Here is a 16,335-nt window from a genome sequence, read left to right on the forward strand (position 1 = left end):
CATGACTAATAAAAAACTATATATCCAAGACGTCACCCTTCGCGACGGTATGCATGCCATACGTCATCAATACGGTATTGACCAGGTCCGTGATATCGCTAAAGCGCTTGAAGAGGCAGGTGTTGATGCTATTGAAGTCGCGCATGGCGATGGCCTAAGTGGTAGCAGTTTTAACTATGGCTTTGGGGCGCATACCGATTGGGAGTGGCTTGAGGCGGTTGCTGATGTATTAGACAAAACCGTATTGACCACGCTATTGCTACCTGGTATCGGCTCTGTCAAGGATTTAAAGCGCGCTTATGACTTGGGCGTACGTTCAGTGCGTGTTGCGACCCATTGTACAGAAGCGGACGTCTCAAAACAGCATATCGAAACCGCAAAAGCGATGGGCATGGACACCATAGGCTTCTTGATGATGTCGCACATGGTATCGCCCACCAAACTGGCCAAACAAGCAAAAATCATGGAGTCGTATGGCGCAGGTTGTGTCTATGTCGTAGACAGTGGCGGCGCGATGAATATGAATGATATTGCAGATAGGGTTAAAGCGCTAAAAGATACGCTAAATGATACTACTGAGCTTGGTATTCATGCGCATCATAACCTAAGTCTAGGCGTCGCTAATAGTATTGTCGCGGTCGAAAACGGCGTAACGCGTGTCGATGCTTCTTTAACGGGTATGGGCGCTGGCGCTGGAAACGCACCGTTAGAAGTGTTTATTGCCGCCATCAACCGCTTAGGTTGGGAGCATAACTGCGACCTTTATAAATTGATGGACGCGGCTGAAGACTTGGTGCGACCGCTACAAGACCGGCCTGTTCGGGTAGACCGTGAGACGCTGACACTTGGCTATGCTGGTGTTTACTCTAGCTTCTTACGTCACGCTGAAAAAGCGTCGAAGCAATACGATATTGATGTGCGCGAGATATTGGTCGAAGTAGGCAAGCGTAAGCTTATCGGTGGTCAAGAAGATATGATCGTTGATGTGGCCTTGGACTTAATTAATAAAGTTAAGGGGTAGTATAGTCGGTCTTTTTTATAAATAAGATACAATACTATTAAAACTAAGAGAAAGATATTAATAACGATGACTTATTCTGCAGACTTCCGGGCGCAAGTGATCAAAAGCGTCAAAAACAAAGACATGACTATTCGTGAAGCGTGTACTTTCTATGACGTTAGCAAGACGGCATTACAACGCTGGTTGAAAAACCCAACAATCAAACAATCTCGGGATAAAGCACCCAGTAAAATACCAAATGAAGACTTCTTCAAGACGTTGCGCAATATCCAGACGATTACATGTATGAGCGAGCACAGCGTTTAAATTGTAGCAAATCAGGCATTGAGATTGCCTTAAAGCGTCTTGGTATCAGTCAAAAAAAGACCTTGGAACATCCAAAAGCCTGTCCGATCAAAAGAGCGATATTCCAGAGTAGGCTTGATCACTTTAAACAGCAAGGCTATCCCATTGTCTATATGGATGAAAGCGGCTTTGAGCACGAGACTATCCGCTCTCATGGCTATGCACCGATAGGTACACCCTGTATAGATAGCTACAACTGGCAAGCAAAAAAGCGTACGAATGTCATCGGGGCATTGTATGAAAAAATGCTGTTTGCGCTTGATTACTTTGAGCAGAATATTAACAGCACCATATTCTACAACTGGTGCAAACGAACACTAATCCCAAGCCTTAAAACCAAATGCGTTATTGTCATGGATAATGCTCGGTTTCATAAAAATAAGCGTATCCAAAAACTACTCAACAGACATGGTCATCGTATTTTGTGGCTACCACCGTACAGTCCTGATCTTAATCCCATTGAAAAGAAATGGGCTCAAGCTAAGTTTCTACGCCAAGGCTGGATGGAGAATAATCTGCCTAAGGTATTTCATGATATGGGTTGTATCTCTTTTATTGTGGATTGACTATATAGTTGACTCACTTTAAAACCGATACATTGCAGCTAGAATTAATTTTGCGCAGTCTCTGTCAGCGTAGATGCAGGACGTAAAGAAAATCTCTATTAGTTGCAAGTTAATATTAGCGTATCGATTTTATTTTGAACTGAATATAGACTCAAGCATTAGTATTTTAAACCTCATTTATAATGACGCAACTTAATAAAGAATAAAGAATTTAATAATAAGAGGTCGTTTACACTTAACTATAGTCAGTTCAAAATAAAATTGTTATGGTTAGGACAAACATCATAAAACAACTTGGATAAGTCATTTTCCAACCAGCCTTGGCGTAGAAACTTTACCTGAGCCCATTTTTTCTCGATAGGGTTCAGATCAGGGCTGTACGGCGGTAGCCAAAGAATACGATGACCGTGCCTGTTCAGTAGCTTTTGAATGCGTTTATTCTTATGAAATCTGGCATTATCCATGACAATCACGCATTTGGTTTTAAGACTTGGGATTAGCTTGTGTTTGCACCAGTCGTAGAATATGCTGCTGTTAATGTTGTGCTTAAAGTAATCTAGGGCAAACAGCATCTTTTCATATAGAGCACCGATAACGTTGGTTCGCTTTTTACCTTGCCAGTTGTAACTATCGATACAGGGTTTACCAATCGGTGCATAACCATGAGAGCGAATGGTCTCGTGCTCAAAGCCGCTTTCATCCATATAGACGATGGGATAGCCTTGTTGTTTAAAGTTATCAAGCTTACTGTGGTATATCGCTCTTTTGATCGGACAGGCTTTTGGGTGTTCTAAGGTCTTTTTTTTGACTGATGCCAAGTCGCTTTAGGGCATGATAAATGCCTGTTTTACTACAGTTTAGACGACGAGCTCGCTCATACTGGTAATCATCGGGATGTTCTTGAACATCATTAAGTAGCACATCATCTGGTATTTTATAGGGTTTGGTTTGCCTGGTTGTTTTGCTATGAACACGTCTCTTCCAGTTTTGTATGGTGGTTGGGCTGAGGTTATAGAATTTAGCTGCCTCGGCAAAGGTCATACCCTCGTCTAAGCTTTTTAGTACTTGTTTGCGAAAATCTAGTGAGTAAGTCATGGTCTTTATAATAACAATTGAATTTGATAGTTAGTTTATAACACTTTTAGGTGGGATTGACTATAGTATAGTGTTCACGACCTTCTATATTTTTAATTCATTAAGTTAAATTTTGTTACAGTTAATAAATTACTTATATAGATTAAATAATAAGATATAAGGTCATTCTAATAAATATTAAAGCTTGAAGAGTGAATATTCTTAGGGGAAAACAACTAAAGGAAGATTAAGGATGACTATAAATAATGACGTATTACGTGAACGCATCAGCTTATTAGGCTCATTCCTAGGAGATGCGATTTCTCGCCAGACTGGCGAAGAAACACTTAATACGATTGAAACTCTGCGTAAAGGTTTTATTCAACAACGCCGTGAGCCTAACGAAGCGAATAAGCAACAACTTATCGACTTCATCGCCTCGTTAGATAATCGAACCTTAAAAAATGTCATCCGCAGCTTTTCTATCTATTTCTTTTTAGCAAATCTAAGTGAGGAAAATTACTTACGCGAGCAGCGTCATGCCTTACGTATGCAATCCGATCAAAGCTGGGAAGGCTCGTTTCGCCGCACCTTGCTTGAATGTCGCGAACGCAATATTGAACCTGCCCAAATGCAAGAGCTGATTGAACAGCTAAAATTCATCCCAGTCTTTACCGCCCATCCTACTGAAGCGCGCCGCCGTACGACCATGAATCTATTGCAGAGTCTATTTACTCATAGCGACGCCTTAAACAATCTTGCAGAAGACAGCTTTGCCTACGAACAAGCAAAAGAAAAAACGGCGCAGACGATTGATTTATTATGGTCATCGGATGAAGTGCGTACGCGTAAGCCATTAGTCTATGACGAGATAAATAACGGTCTGCATTATTTTAATGCCAGTTTATTTAATGCCATTCCAAAGGTTTATCGTAATATTAAAGACGCCATTATCGATATCTATCCAGAGCTAACAGACTACCCGTTACCTGCCTTTATGAGCTTTGGCTCTTGGATAGGTGGCGATAGAGATGGCAATCCCTTTGTCACTCATGACACCACAGAAATGGCGGTATTGATGCATGCCCATACCGTGCTACGTCATTATCAAGTCCTGCTAAAAAAACTGCGTCGTGAACTCATTCACAGCGATACGATTATCAAGATTGCGCCAGACGTTTATGCTCGTATAAAAGCGTACGCCACTCTCGATCAAAAAGTATTTTATTATAATCCTGACGATTACAACAATGAGCCGTACCGCAGATTGTTGTCGATTATTCTTGCCAAAATAAAAGCGACCAATCGTCATATTCAAAGTAAAGGTACAGACCTCGACGCCGCACACGATGCTTACGCCAACCCGCAAGAGTTGTTAGAAGATTTACGTATCATTCGAAAAAGTGTCAATACTCATGACAAAGCACATGGCGAAGGGCTATTACTCGATACGATTCGTCTGGTCAAAACCTGCGGCTTTCATCTAGCAGCGCTCGATATCCGCCAAGAGTCGTCTTATCATAGTGAAGTGATCGCCGATATTTTCGCCAATGCCTCGAACTTACCAGACTATCAGACTCTAGGTGAAACCGAGCGCCAAGAGTGGTTGACGCGTTTACTTGCAAAGCCCGGTACACCGCTCATTTATACGGATAATTTAAAAGAAAAAACCCGCGAACAGTTAGCCTTGATGCACTCTGTGGCGACATTACGTAAACTGGTCGGGCAAGATACTTTCGGCAGTTATGTGATTTCGATGACCAACAATGCCAGTCAATTATTAGAAGTCTTACTACTGATGCGTTTTGCAGGCTTATGCAGAGTTGATGATGCAGGTCAGCTGTCTGCTGACTTACCCGTTGCGCCCTTGTTTGAAACCATCGAAGATCTTAAAAATATCGATAAGATCTTACCTGCCGTCTTGGACAATCCGCTATATCGAGGGTTGCTTGCGCACTCAGATAATACCCAAGAAATCATGTTAGGTTATTCAGATTCATCGAAAGATGGCGGTATTATTACGTCTGCATGGCAGCTCTATAGCGCGCAGCAAACCATTAACCGTATCGCTGCTGAATATGGTATCAAAACACGCCTGTTTCATGGGCGCGGTGGCTCTGTCAGTCGTGGCGGTGGCTCAACGCATAATGCAATTGCCGCTCAGCCCGCAGGGACACTGCATGGAGAAATTAAAGTAACCGAGCAGGGCGAAGTGCTTTATGCCAAATATGCCAACACCGATACTGCTGTGTTTGAGCTTACCATGGGCATCACTGGTACGCTTAAAGCGTGCTCAACAAGATTTGTGGTGCAACCGCCTGAACTACCAAATTATGAAGCACTCTTTGCGCGTTTAGCAGATGCGGGTGAACAAAGTTATCGTACGCTTACGGACCATACCGAAGGGTTTTATCAGTTCTATTCACAAGTGACGCCAGTGCAGGAAATCTCTTTATTAAATATCGGCTCGCGCCCAGCGCACCGTAATAAAGGGCTGCCAAGTAAGACAACCTTGCGGGCGATTCCTTGGGTATTTGGTTGGTCTTTAGCGCGCTTTACCCTACCAGCTTGGTATGGCGTAGGTAGTGCTCTTCATAGCGTTAAAGAAGACGAAGCTTTAATGAGGGAGATGAATAGCTGCTGGCCATTTTTTAACGTATTTATTAGTAATATTGAAATGGCTTTTACCAAGTCTGAGATGAGCATTGCTCAGGCTTATAGCCAGTTATGTGAAGATGAGGGATTACGTGAAAAGATTATGCAAGCGGTAATCGATGAGCATCATCTAACCTTCTCAGGTTTGAACTCTTTGCTTAACCAGACATCGTTATTGGCGCATCAGCAAAACCTTGCCGCGTCACTACAATGGCGAAACGCTTATTTAGATCCGATTAATTACATCCAAATCGAGTTGTTGAAACGTGCCAGACAAAAAGACACTACAGATAATGACGATGATCTTGCTGTTGAAGATCCATTAATCCGTAGTATCAATGCTTTGGCAGCGGGTCTACGCAATACGGGTTAATAGTATAATTAGTCTTTGCGATGCTATGATCCTAATATTAAGAACCTCACCTAAATAAAATACTAAACTATAAAAGATTGCTAATACTATATTATGTATGGTTCTAGCAATTTTTTTATAGTATTTTAAACTTAAATATTGAAAGCTTTGCTCGTTATAATGATAATCTCATTCCCTTACTAACTAACGTTATAGCACTTAAGAAAACCCCAGTATCAAACCCCAATATTAAGCACATCACCTAAGTAAAATTGTAAATATAGAATAATGTTAACGCTATGCTATATATAGTGTTAGCATTATTTTATACTTTTATTAAAATCAGTTATGCTATATATTGATTCAACATTTTAATATCACTATCACTGTACTAATGAGGTTTTTAGTATAGTCAGTTCACAATAAAATAAATACAGCCCATATCCTGAAATAGCTTAGGCAGATTATTCTCCATCCACCCTTGGCGTAGAAACTTAGCTTGAGCCCATTTCTTTTCAATGGGGTTTAGATCAGGACTGTAGGGTGGCAGCCATAGAATACGATGGCCGTGCCTGTTCAGTAGTTTTTGAATACGCTTGCTCTTATGAAAGCGGGCATTATCCATAACGATCACGCATTTAGTCTTGAGACTTGGAATAAGCGTATATTTGCACCAGTCATAAAATATATGGCTGTTGATATTTTGTTCAAAGTAATCAAGCGCAAACAGCATCTTTCTATACAAAGCACCGATGACATTAGTGCGCTTTTTTGCTTGCCAGTTGTAGCTGTCGATACAGGGTTTGCCTATCGGTGAGTATCCGTAACGTCTTATAGTTTCAGCCTCAAAGCCGCTCTCATTCATATACACAAACCCCGATATTAACAATATCACCTGAGAAGAATAAACTTTATGCCTCAGTCTTATACACTATATAAATAATAGCATATAGGTCTTTTTCGACTCATCAGATTTAAATAAACCCATAGTAAGTATAGATATTAATAATATTCCGAACACTATAATATTGAGGGATCCATTACCTAATAATTTATAGTGTAGGTTAACTGATCTCTAATATCGCTCTCAAATATCACTCTCAAATTCAAAACTGAATCTTTAACTTGATTCAGATATAGTACTCATTTAGCTACTCAGCAAACATATATACTCTTATTCGCTGACCTATTTTTTTATGCCACTACAATCTTTCCATTCACTATTTTTGACTTGATAACGTACTGGACGATTGAGCTTCTTCACAACTTCTTCATCAATAGCGTGTTTAAGCCACTCAGTTAATTGAGACTTATGGAGCTGGGTGCTTTCAATCAGCTCGTCGATAGTGATTGGATCCTCAGCCAAGTGTTGAAGCTCAGAGATAAACAATTTATAAAAATCTATAGGTTCTAATGGCATATTGTCGATTTCGGCAGCATCTGTTGAGTCAGCTTTATTCTCAGCTTGCAGCTCAATAGCTGTTCTATCGATTATTACTTCGTTGACGTTTTCTTTAGAGTCAGGTGTGAGCGCAGGTTCAAAATCTGTTTCAGTAAACAATTCAGGCTGTGCATATGTAGAAAACAGATTACCTGTAGGTTCGCTTACCTGATTCACAGGTTCTTCTTTATTGTTCATTAAATCTGTAATTGAGAAGGCTTGAATATCTGCTTTTAACCAGTTGCCACCTTTGGCAACCAAATCGGCATTAGCAGCATCTTTGTCTGTGGTTTGTTTAATCCATAACGGCACCCAAGTTTTTTTCAGGTTTTCTTGTGCGCCGCTGAGTGTGCCACCTTTTTTACCAGAATGAATTACCAGAGAGCTATCCGCTAGACAATAAATATATTTGTTACGAGCCATGGCGTTACCGACATTAAACCCAGCTTCAGGATAGAAAGGCGATACTAATACAACATTGCCTTCCATCAGACCTTTTCGCCACTTGCTACTGGTTGCAGCTCTTAAAAGGCGGTCAGCCATTACGCCTACGACCATACCCCCTTGTCTCATAGCTCCAATCATTACTGTCTCATCGACACCACGTGCGCCACCAGAGATAATAGCAATATTCTCTGATGATGCTTTAGCACCTATCTGGTCTGTAAAGGCGAGGTCTGAATCACTAGCATTGCGCGAGCCGATCACTGCTAAGCCACCTGAATTTAATAAGTCTTTATTTCCGCAGCCAAACAATACAGGAGGGCAGTCTGTTTTCAATCGCTGTTTTAATCGCTTCGGATATTCCGTGTCGGAACGTGTTACTACCCAAAGGCCTGCACGTTGCCATTTCTCCATAGCCAGTGCAAGGCTATGACCACGCTTCAACAATTCAATGATACGCTCCGCACTGATACGCGTATCATGCCAGCCTTGCAGCAAGGATTGAGGATCGCCAACCAATAGGTCAGCTGGTGTAATAGACTTTTCTTTTAACCACAAGGCAAAGCGACCCCATTCTGCATTACTTAGTGGCTTAGCACTTTCGTTACTGGATTTTGAAAAATAGCTCGTTAGTAGCAAGGTTGCTTGGGCTGTAGGAGATAATAAGTTAGATGCATTCATGAGTCTTTCACCGAAGATGAAGCAAGCGCAATAGGGTAGACCAAACCGCTACCGGCTTGCTGTAAAAGTGCCGCAATTACTGTGAGTGTCCAACCGGAGTCTACAATATCATCTACTAATAAAACCGGTTGTCCCTCATAAGGCTGAGTCACAGCAAATACACCATCCAGATTGCGACATTGGTGGAAGCGATTTTGCTGGCCTTTTTGTGGTTGATTATCTTTGATTTTACTCACGGCATCTACAAATGGTAAACCTAATCGATCAGCCAAACGTTGTGCAAAACCCGGTACCAACTCAGAATGATAGCGTGACGGCACACAACACACCCACTGAGGCGCTGGATTGGGCTGCCAACGTTGTTGAATCATTTCTGCTATAGCTTTAACTAATTCATCACTAAATCGACCTGCATGCTTATTGTCGGCAACCATCTTCCCCCAACCTGCATCACCCCAACGGGACAAAACACGGCCTTCTTGTGCGCGAAGTTTCTGGGGTAGATTGCCGCGAAAGCCATAATCTAGAAACGCATTGGCTGCAACTTTTGCTTTTGGGGTAATCACCATTTCTGCATGCTTAAGGAAAGTACCTGCACGATGTGCCAAAGTAGGATCAACCAAAATATTGATAACAGGTTGACCTAAGCAAGACGAACATTTACCGCACGGTGTAGGATCTAGATCGTCTAGCGCACGGCGTAAAAATGTCATTTTACAATTAGTATTATCCAGATATTTCTGCACTTCTTGCCATTCCTGTACACGTTGTCCTGTTAAGTGAGTGATTCGGGCATGGTCCATTTTATAGGGCACTGGTGTCCTAACCCAACGGCTGCCATCTTTGATTACTGGCGCCGGACTTTCGACACTCAGCAGCTTCAGTACTTTTTCAATCTGGCCATGACGCAGATTAGTTTGCTCTTCCATACTGCGAATCGATAAGCCATCGCTGTTTTCCAATACCTGTAAAATCTCATTCACTTGCACTTCTGAAGGAAAAGCCGATTCTCGGAAGAACTCATGAATATTATGATCTTCCATACCCGACATCAACATACCCACAGCATGATCAATACCGCGACCAGCACGACCCACCTGTTGGTAATAGGCAACGATAGAGCTTGGCGCCTGATAATGAATTACAAAGCTTAAATCAGGCTTGTCGTAACCCATACCTAGCGCCGTGGTGGCTACTAACACCTTTAACTGGTTATTGAGAAGCAGGTTTTCTAGATGCTGACGATAGGTATTACTGTCTTCAAAGCTATCATGTGTAACACTGCCGTGGTATGCCTTGGCATCTATATCATTAGCGACCAGCCACTCGGCTACTTGCTCAGCATCCCTTACTGTTAAGGTATAAACGATACCTGTACCCGGTAACGTAGGTATCACCTGTGCTAACCAAGCTAATCGTGAAGCCTGATCAGGCAATATCATGGTTTGTAGAGCGAGACTTTCACGAGTTAGTGGACCACGATGAATATTGATATCACCCAGCTGGGTTTGTATGTCTTCGATTACCCGGTTGTTAGCTGTCGCTGTAGTACCCAGTACTGGCGTGTTGGAGGGTAACTGGCGCAAAATATTTGTAATACGGCGATAATCTGGGCGAAAGTCATGACCCCAATCAGAAATGCAGTGCGCTTCATCAATCACCATCAGAGCGATGCGGTCGGCAATCGGCTGTAACACCTTTTCGATAAAGCTGTCGTTAGCTAAGCGCTCAGGAGAAATCAACAAACAGTCTATTTCATTATTAAGAATGCGCTGAGTCACCGAATGCCATTCATCGATATTCGTAGAATTCATGGTCTCCGCTACTATACCCAAACGCTGGGCTGATTCGATCTGGTTGCGCATCAGGGCGAGTAGGGGCGAGATAATAATCGTTGGCCCCATACCTCGGTCACGAAAGATTTTGGTACTGATAAAGTAAACCGAGCTTTTACCCCAACCGGTACGCTGCACCACTAGAAGTTTCTGTCGAAGATTGACCAAAGCATCAATGGCTTCCCACTGTCCATCACGGAACTCTGCTGTCGGGTTTGCCAATGCAGTTTGCAATAGTTGTTGGGCTTGGATCCGGTTCATTATCACTCCTTGATTTACACGTTTAGCTCGCGCCGCTCATAAGTTTGGGTAGTAGGAGGTCACGAGCTTGAGCGAGCTTCTTGTTCTATTCTTTTAACTCGTATGCCTGTTCGAATATGTTTTCTACCTGAGTCTTAGACCCTAATTTATTCTAAAATACCTGATAAAGAATAAGATTTAAGAAGTTAACTACAAACTTTGTATTTTGAAAACTTGGCTACATTTTTAGTAACTAAGCTCTAGTTAGGTAGGCTCTCAAAAATATTAAAATATAGGTTTCTGAACCCAAAATACTTTGTAACGTTTCTGGAGTGGCTTGCTCAATCGCCCATATAGCACCTTGCAGTGCTAATCAATGTTAACTGTAGTTTCACGAATGTCTTGCCAGCGCGCCCCTTCTGGAATTTAGAAATGGTGATTTTCTGCAAAGGCGGCGTACTCTATATCGCCATCTGATTCAACTAAAGCTTTCTCAAACTCTTCATCGAACATACGCTTAAAGAATAGTGATGGGAAGATATACTACTTGTAGTCGCCTGTATTGATGGTGCCGCGCATAGTAGTGGCGGCGTCCCAGTTGTATTTCTCTAATTCTTGTTGGGTCATCATATTGATGCTTACTCGATAAGCAAAGTGGCTTCAAACGCTTTATAAATACTCTCAATCAAATGGGCTAAAGGAATAATGTCATTATGGTAAACATCTAATTGTGATAATCTCTCGAAAGGTATTCTTACGTTAATATAATAACCGAAAGAAATATTGAACAAGGTTCTATTTGAATTTAAAACTTTATCTTGCCACTGACACTTGCTTTTCCAATCGAAGCTTATGTGCTCATCTAACAAAGCTTCGGTCTCTTTCCAAGCCTCCCTTCTGACTCTACCCGTGTTTTTTTGAAAATTTCGTTTGGTATAGAGGTTTTTTTTAAAATCATCTTCGTCTAGCCAAAGACCAGTGATGTATGATTGCCCCATTAATTTGATATGGTAGTTTTTCTCTATAGCGTAACATTCACCATCAATATTTAATTGAGGGTTAAATTGGGGTTCATTGCGAAAGATATGATAACCTTGACCTTTGGTATTACCAGGGTATATCTCTACTACAAGATCGCCTGTTTTTTTATCTACATTAAATAACACTTCGTTAGCCCACCCCTTTGTAAATGTGGTGCCTAATCGGTCTCTATAAGCGAGCTTTTCTATTGCTTCGTTATTATCACAAAACTTTATAATTGCTGATTCAATTCTTCTAAAAATAGATTTAGCGTTAACGTTTTTTAGAGACCCGATCGGTGTCTCGGGTAACCAGCTAAAGTTATGTTCTTTGACTAGTTGGATAAAATCGGTGAGGAATCGGTTTGTATTACCTGTCGTCTTTTCAAAACTAGCGACTTTGACGGCTATCGCCATTAATTTTTTCCAATTCAAATCAAACGGCGTAATTGCTTCTTGGTTATTTTCGAAAGGCTTATTCTGCTTATTGAAAATATTGAGTATTTGGTTATAGAGTTGAGAAGTGCAGTCGATGTTATCTCTTTTAGCTTCTACAACAATGAGTATATTGTTTATAGTAATTACTAAATCGCAAATTGGATCATACTCAGAATTGTGATTTTGTTGCCAAAAATTAGACATAGCACTTTCGCTCAACGAAACGGCGAAGACCTTGTCAAACTCTTCAATTAGACTGGTCCTCTTTTGGATCTCTATTTGTACCTCTGTATCGCCATCAAGATCTTCAAATAACCTGTTGTACAAATCTGAGTCATCGATGATTGTTTTCAGTACTTCATGGAAAAACAGCGCGTCTTCTTGTAAGCATATTGCTAAAGCTCTCGTTAAGTCATTTTCTAGTTGATAGCTTCTATTTTTCTTAGTGTATGTTTTAAAAATATTTAAGTGCTTATTCATCATAGAAACCTAGTTAGTATAGTTTTAAACTTATCTTCAGCTTCAAGGCTGGCTTGCCATGCTTGTTTTAAATCAGCCATAGCTTCTTCAAACCCCAATATCACACATACCACCTGAGTATTTCGTAAAACCTTAAAAGCGCTGCTAAGTCATTTCTGATTTGACTTAGCAGTACTTTTCTTTGCTAGGTTATGCTAAACATACAGTTCTTTATTCTATTGAGGCTAATAATAGCACACCCCAAAAAATGATGATATTAACACCTAAGCAGTAGAGTTCGACCAATTTTTATATACTGACAAAAGTCGGTATATGATTTGTTCTATATAATATACATCCATAGGCCTTGTAAAATAACCCGCCTAACAATTAATCATAATTATTGAAACGAACAATTGAATTTAGAATAGTACATAACCTAGAAAATAATTTATTAAGTAGTTCATTATACTTACGTAATAGTCACAAGTAATGAGCGAATTAATATGATAGCTGCTTTGAGTAATGAGTATGACCCTTCTATTGGAGAATTAGCACAAGCTTGTGCAATAACCTTCAAAGGTAACGCTAGTAATAATCTGCAACAAGACGCTTTTTTCTTTTTGGATAATTGGTATCAAGAAGACTTAGGCGTGATGGCAGTGACATTAGTCGAGCTTCCTTTTTGTTTAGCAGTCTCTGACGGTGTTGCCAGCTCCAATCATTCACAGCATTGCTCAAAGGCGGTGGTAAAAGCAATTAGCCGGTTGTGGAGTAATAATACAAAGCCAACGGCCGATGCTATTCATCAGCTGGTTAATCAAACCAAGCATTCATCTAAGCGTCATGGTGCCGCGGCAACCCTCGCAATGGTGGTTGGAGAGTTAAATAGTGATGGAATAATAAAAGTAACAATAACGCATGTAGGTGATAGTCGTGTTTATTGGCTGCCCAAAGGCGCGGCACAATGGCAATGCCTGACTCGCGATCATAATCTGCTAAATGAACTCATTGATCAGCAGGCGCAAGAACAAGGTCGCTACGCAGAGTTTTCAGACTATAACCTAGAAGGGATGGCGGGTAGTCTATATAGTATTACCGAAAGCTTTGCCTTAACCACTGATGACAGTTATATCAGCAGTGAAGCACCAGAGAGCATCTCTCGAAAGATTGATGTTAATAGTGGCGATTGTCTCTTGGTTTGTACGGATGGTATTCATGATTTAGTACCAAGTCATGAATGGCAAGCTGTCAGTGTGGAGATGGATTTACAGGAGTGGCTAATCACTCTTAAAAATCAGGTCTATGATTCAGATGGCAATGCTTATGATAATGGCACCGCGATCTTGGTTCGTTTTGATTGAACCATTGTTTTAGTAATGAAGCTATAAACTTACCATTGAACGATTTAACTGAGAAACCGATATGCCCACGCACCCAACCGTAAGCTATACAAAGTCGACACGTCTATTTGCTTTATATCAATGTCTGCCTCGGAGTGAACTGATGCTATGTCATTAACAGAGCTTATGGTTGGTTATGGTGATGATTCAGATAATTTCGCTAATGAACGTAAAAACTTAGAGAATGATCTGATTGCCTTAAACCAAATTTTTAACGATATTTTTTATAGTAACGCATTAGTGAGAGTCCAGCATGGGGGCAGAATATTAGCGGACAGACAGCACGGTTTTATATTGAGCCGAGCTTTAGCATCGATATTATCAATGAGCAAACGGTGTTCTTTTGGGAGATGCTTGATAAATATACCGCAAACTACTTACCAGCCTCTTTTAAGCAAAGTATTACAGATAAGCTCACCCAATTAGGTCGGCACAATAAGGATGGTTTCCATCAAAGTAAGCTAGGACAATGGCAAAATCATCTCATTACCTTACCGAGCATAGTTCAAGCACCGAAACTTAATGATGATGTGATTACAGGTATTCACCAAGCTCTTCTAAATAGACTTCAACTTAAAATAAGCTATCAAAATAAATGGCATGGCAGTTCTGCTGAGAGAGTCATCTATGCTAAAGGGCTTATCTTTATTGACAATATGATCTATCTCACAGGGTTTAATCCTACTGATGATCATATCGATGATGAGGTACTGCTAAAAGCGCATCGTAATTTTGCGGTTAATCGTATTACTGAAGCAGTAGTTATAGATAAGGTGGTACCTGATTGGGTAGGGAGAAATGCTTTTTCATTAGAGCGTTTGAATAAATTGGGTAAGTTAGAACCTACTGATAATGTTCAGATCAAACTGGTTTTAAGGGTACAGAAATATGCCTGTCAGCACTTATTCGAGCGTCCATTATCGCAAAGTCAGCAGATTACGGTTATCGATAGTACTTGGAATCAAGTCAGCGCTACTGTGGCTAATACGCTTCGTCTGCAAGATTGGTTGGTGAGTATGTCGCAGCTGGCAGTGGTGGTAGAACCAAATGAGCTTAAAACAGTGATTCTTGAGCGTTTAAAGAGTGGACTAGAGCTTTATGAGCATTAGTAAAATACTATGTACTAAATAGCTATTAATAAATTATAAGGAAGCGTAATTGTGAGCGAAGTCCAAACCTTAATAAATGAAGTGAGTCAAAAAATCCAAGCTTTAGAGACAGCGCAAGCACTCTATAGTCGTCAGCTTTCACCAGATTTTAATACTTTTGACTATATCAATACCGATGAGTTGGGGCTTAGTCGTATCTTAGCGTCTTTGCTTGATCCACAAGGTAGTCATGCTCAGCAAGAAACCTTTTTAAAGCTCTTTGTTGAGCATTGCTTACCTACTATTTACTCGAAACTTAATTGGCAGCCATTTATTGAACACTTAGATAAAACTAAAGTTAAGCTTGAAGAGCATACTTTGGCGAGTGGTACTCAGCGACGAATGGATATTTATTTAAGATATCAGGTTGGTGATGACAGTTATGGTATTTGTATTGAGAATAAACCCTATGCAGCAGATCAACATAATCAATTAATTGACTATTAGACCTCTTGCATAAGTCATCGCTAGCGCTTGCAACTCTATGAGTGGAAGTCAATAGGGTGGTACTTTTGCAAGAGATCTAATAATGATATCTATTAAACCAGTCGCACCTATCGTCATTAGCTAGCTATTGAGCAGCAAGATAGGTATATGACATAATAAAGCGTTAGCCAGCATAAAATAGTTTTTGACAGAAACTTAGTTATTGCCAACGAGTATTATTTTAACATAAAAGTAGTCACTGGCAAGTATTTTTTTACTTACCAATAAGGATTTTATTGTGATTTCATGTAATCTACCAGTGCTTTTAGCGGAAAGAAGATTGCGAGTTGCAGATTTAGTAAGAATGACAGACATCAGCAAATCAACGCTTCATAGAATTTATAACGATGAGACAACTCGAATAGAGTTCGATACCCTGAGTAAGTTGTGCCAAGTATTAGAATTCACTCCAGGGGATGTTTTAAAGTATGTTCCCGATGAGAATGAAGAAGACTAAGCTTGATAGGAAGGTCGACTGATATAAGGTGTTAACCTCCTCACCCAACTAAAATTTAAAATACTCTTTAGCCTTTATTTATCATAGGTTGAGGGGTATTTTTTTCGTCTAAAAAATGGTTGTAGATCAACATGTCAGTTATCTAAACATAAGGATATAACAGCGATATTAAGGGGTTTACAATCGTTAAGTTATAACATATCATAATTAATATAATTCACTATTAAAGAAATTTAAATGAATAATATTCACCTAAAGCCTACTCAGAAGT

At 40.4% G+C, this 16,335-nt stretch carries 14 protein-coding genes; 8 read left to right on the plus strand and 6 right to left on the minus strand.

What is annotated here, in order from left to right:
- Position 1: 1 nt before the first annotated feature.
- From dmpG to JMY01_RS05045, 3 genes are all read left to right on the plus strand, one after another.
- On the plus strand, positions 2-1,021 hold the full coding sequence (dmpG, locus tag JMY01_RS05040; protein WP_201574558.1) for a 4-hydroxy-2-oxovalerate aldolase: 1,020 nt from the start codon (positions 2-4) through the stop codon (positions 1,019-1,021).
- 66 nt (positions 1,022-1,087) lie between these two features.
- Positions 1,088-1,327: a transposase gene (locus JMY01_RS14070; RefSeq protein ID WP_227677680.1), complete on the plus strand. Its 240-nt coding sequence runs from the start codon at positions 1,088-1,090 to the stop codon at positions 1,325-1,327.
- Positions 1,303-1,932 (plus strand): IS630 family transposase, encoded by a 630-nt coding sequence (locus JMY01_RS05045; protein ID WP_227677677.1) that lies wholly within the window; start codon positions 1,303-1,305, stop codon positions 1,930-1,932. Before JMY01_RS14070 ends, JMY01_RS05045 begins: the two co-directional genes overlap by 25 nt.
- Before the next feature lie 245 nt (positions 1,933-2,177).
- Here JMY01_RS05045 and JMY01_RS05050 read toward each other — a convergent pair whose 3' ends face one another.
- Positions 2,178-2,750: an IS630 family transposase gene (locus JMY01_RS05050; protein ID WP_201574559.1), complete on the minus strand. Its 573-nt coding sequence runs from the start codon at positions 2,748-2,750 to the stop codon at positions 2,178-2,180.
- Positions 2,677-3,027: an IS630 transposase-related protein gene (locus tag JMY01_RS05055; RefSeq protein ID WP_201574560.1), complete on the minus strand. Its 351-nt coding sequence runs from the start codon at positions 3,025-3,027 to the stop codon at positions 2,677-2,679. Before JMY01_RS05055 ends, JMY01_RS05050 begins: the two co-directional genes overlap by 74 nt.
- 232 nt (positions 3,028-3,259) lie before the next feature.
- Here JMY01_RS05055 and ppc point away from each other — a divergent pair, with 232 nt between their 5' ends.
- Entirely contained in the window at positions 3,260-6,034 is a 2,775-nt protein-coding gene (gene ppc / locus JMY01_RS05060; protein WP_201574561.1) for a phosphoenolpyruvate carboxylase, read from the plus strand.
- Between the two features lie 391 nt (positions 6,035-6,425).
- On the opposite strand, the gene JMY01_RS05065 is transcribed toward ppc, so the two are convergent.
- The 4 genes from JMY01_RS05065 to JMY01_RS05080 form a co-directional block, all read right to left on the minus strand.
- A complete protein-coding gene (locus JMY01_RS05065) occupies positions 6,426-6,878 on the minus strand; it encodes an IS630 family transposase (RefSeq protein ID WP_227677682.1) in 453 nt (150 codons plus the stop codon).
- Between the two features lie 321 nt (positions 6,879-7,199).
- Positions 7,200-8,579: a DNA-processing protein DprA gene (locus JMY01_RS05070; protein ID WP_201574562.1), complete on the minus strand. Its 1,380-nt coding sequence runs from the start codon at positions 8,577-8,579 to the stop codon at positions 7,200-7,202.
- A complete protein-coding gene (locus JMY01_RS05075; RefSeq protein WP_201574565.1) occupies positions 8,576-10,675 on the minus strand; it encodes a RecQ family ATP-dependent DNA helicase in 2,100 nt (699 codons plus the stop codon). Before JMY01_RS05075 ends, JMY01_RS05070 begins: the two co-directional genes overlap by 4 nt.
- Before the next feature lie 617 nt (positions 10,676-11,292).
- Positions 11,293-12,594 carry a hypothetical protein gene (locus JMY01_RS05080; RefSeq protein ID WP_201574567.1) on the minus strand — a complete coding sequence of 434 codons (1,302 nt, stop codon included), beginning with the start codon at positions 12,592-12,594 and terminating at the stop codon, positions 11,293-11,295.
- Between the two features lie 482 nt (positions 12,595-13,076).
- On the opposite strand from JMY01_RS05080, the gene JMY01_RS05085 reads away from it, so the two are divergent.
- From JMY01_RS05085 to JMY01_RS05100, 4 genes are all read left to right on the plus strand, one after another.
- Complete coding sequence (locus JMY01_RS05085) at positions 13,077-13,934, plus strand: PP2C family serine/threonine-protein phosphatase (protein ID WP_201574569.1); 858 nt, start codon at positions 13,077-13,079, stop codon at positions 13,932-13,934.
- Between the two features lie 374 nt (positions 13,935-14,308).
- Positions 14,309-15,082, plus strand: a complete 774-nt coding sequence (locus JMY01_RS05090) for a YafY family protein (protein ID WP_227677684.1) — start codon at positions 14,309-14,311, stop codon at positions 15,080-15,082.
- 51 nt (positions 15,083-15,133) lie between these two features.
- Positions 15,134-15,568, plus strand: coding sequence for a PD-(D/E)XK nuclease family protein (locus tag JMY01_RS05095; RefSeq protein ID WP_201574571.1), 435 nt, complete (start codon positions 15,134-15,136; stop codon positions 15,566-15,568).
- 343 nt (positions 15,569-15,911) lie between these two features.
- Positions 15,912-16,064 carry a helix-turn-helix domain-containing protein gene (locus JMY01_RS05100; RefSeq protein WP_374220361.1) on the plus strand — a complete coding sequence of 51 codons (153 nt, stop codon included), beginning with the start codon at positions 15,912-15,914 and terminating at the stop codon, positions 16,062-16,064.
- Positions 16,065-16,335 lie beyond the last annotated feature (271 nt).

Origin of the sequence: Psychrobacter sp. H8-1 (assembly GCF_904846575.1) — a bacterium.
In the GTDB taxonomy this organism is placed as follows: Bacteria; Pseudomonadota; Gammaproteobacteria; order Pseudomonadales; family Moraxellaceae; genus Psychrobacter; species Psychrobacter fulvigenes.

Bases quoted from the DNA above. Each gene is read 5' to 3' on its own strand.
- dmpG (WP_201574558.1), top strand. From the start codon at position 2: ATGACTAATAAAAAACTATATATCCAAGACGTCACCCTTCGCGACGGT.
- JMY01_RS14070 (WP_227677680.1), top strand. From the start codon at position 1,088: ATGACTTATTCTGCAGACTTCCGGGCGCAAGTGATCAAAAGCGTCAAA.
- JMY01_RS05045 (WP_227677677.1), top strand. From the start codon at position 1,303: ATGTATGAGCGAGCACAGCGTTTAAATTGTAGCAAATCAGGCATTGAG.
- JMY01_RS05055 (WP_201574560.1), bottom strand. From the start codon at position 3,027: ATGACTTACTCACTAGATTTTCGCAAACAAGTACTAAAAAGCTTAGAC.
- ppc (WP_201574561.1), top strand. From the start codon at position 3,260: ATGACTATAAATAATGACGTATTACGTGAACGCATCAGCTTATTAGGC.
- JMY01_RS05065 (WP_227677682.1), bottom strand. From the start codon at position 6,878: ATGAATGAGAGCGGCTTTGAGGCTGAAACTATAAGACGTTACGGATAC.
- JMY01_RS05070 (WP_201574562.1), bottom strand. From the start codon at position 8,579: ATGAATGCATCTAACTTATTATCTCCTACAGCCCAAGCAACCTTGCTA.
- JMY01_RS05075 (WP_201574565.1), bottom strand. From the start codon at position 10,675: ATGAACCGGATCCAAGCCCAACAACTATTGCAAACTGCATTGGCAAAC.
- JMY01_RS05080 (WP_201574567.1), bottom strand. From the start codon at position 12,594: ATGATGAATAAGCACTTAAATATTTTTAAAACATACACTAAGAAAAAT.
- JMY01_RS05085 (WP_201574569.1), top strand. From the start codon at position 13,077: ATGATAGCTGCTTTGAGTAATGAGTATGACCCTTCTATTGGAGAATTA.
- JMY01_RS05100 (WP_374220361.1), top strand. From the start codon at position 15,912: ATGACAGACATCAGCAAATCAACGCTTCATAGAATTTATAACGATGAG.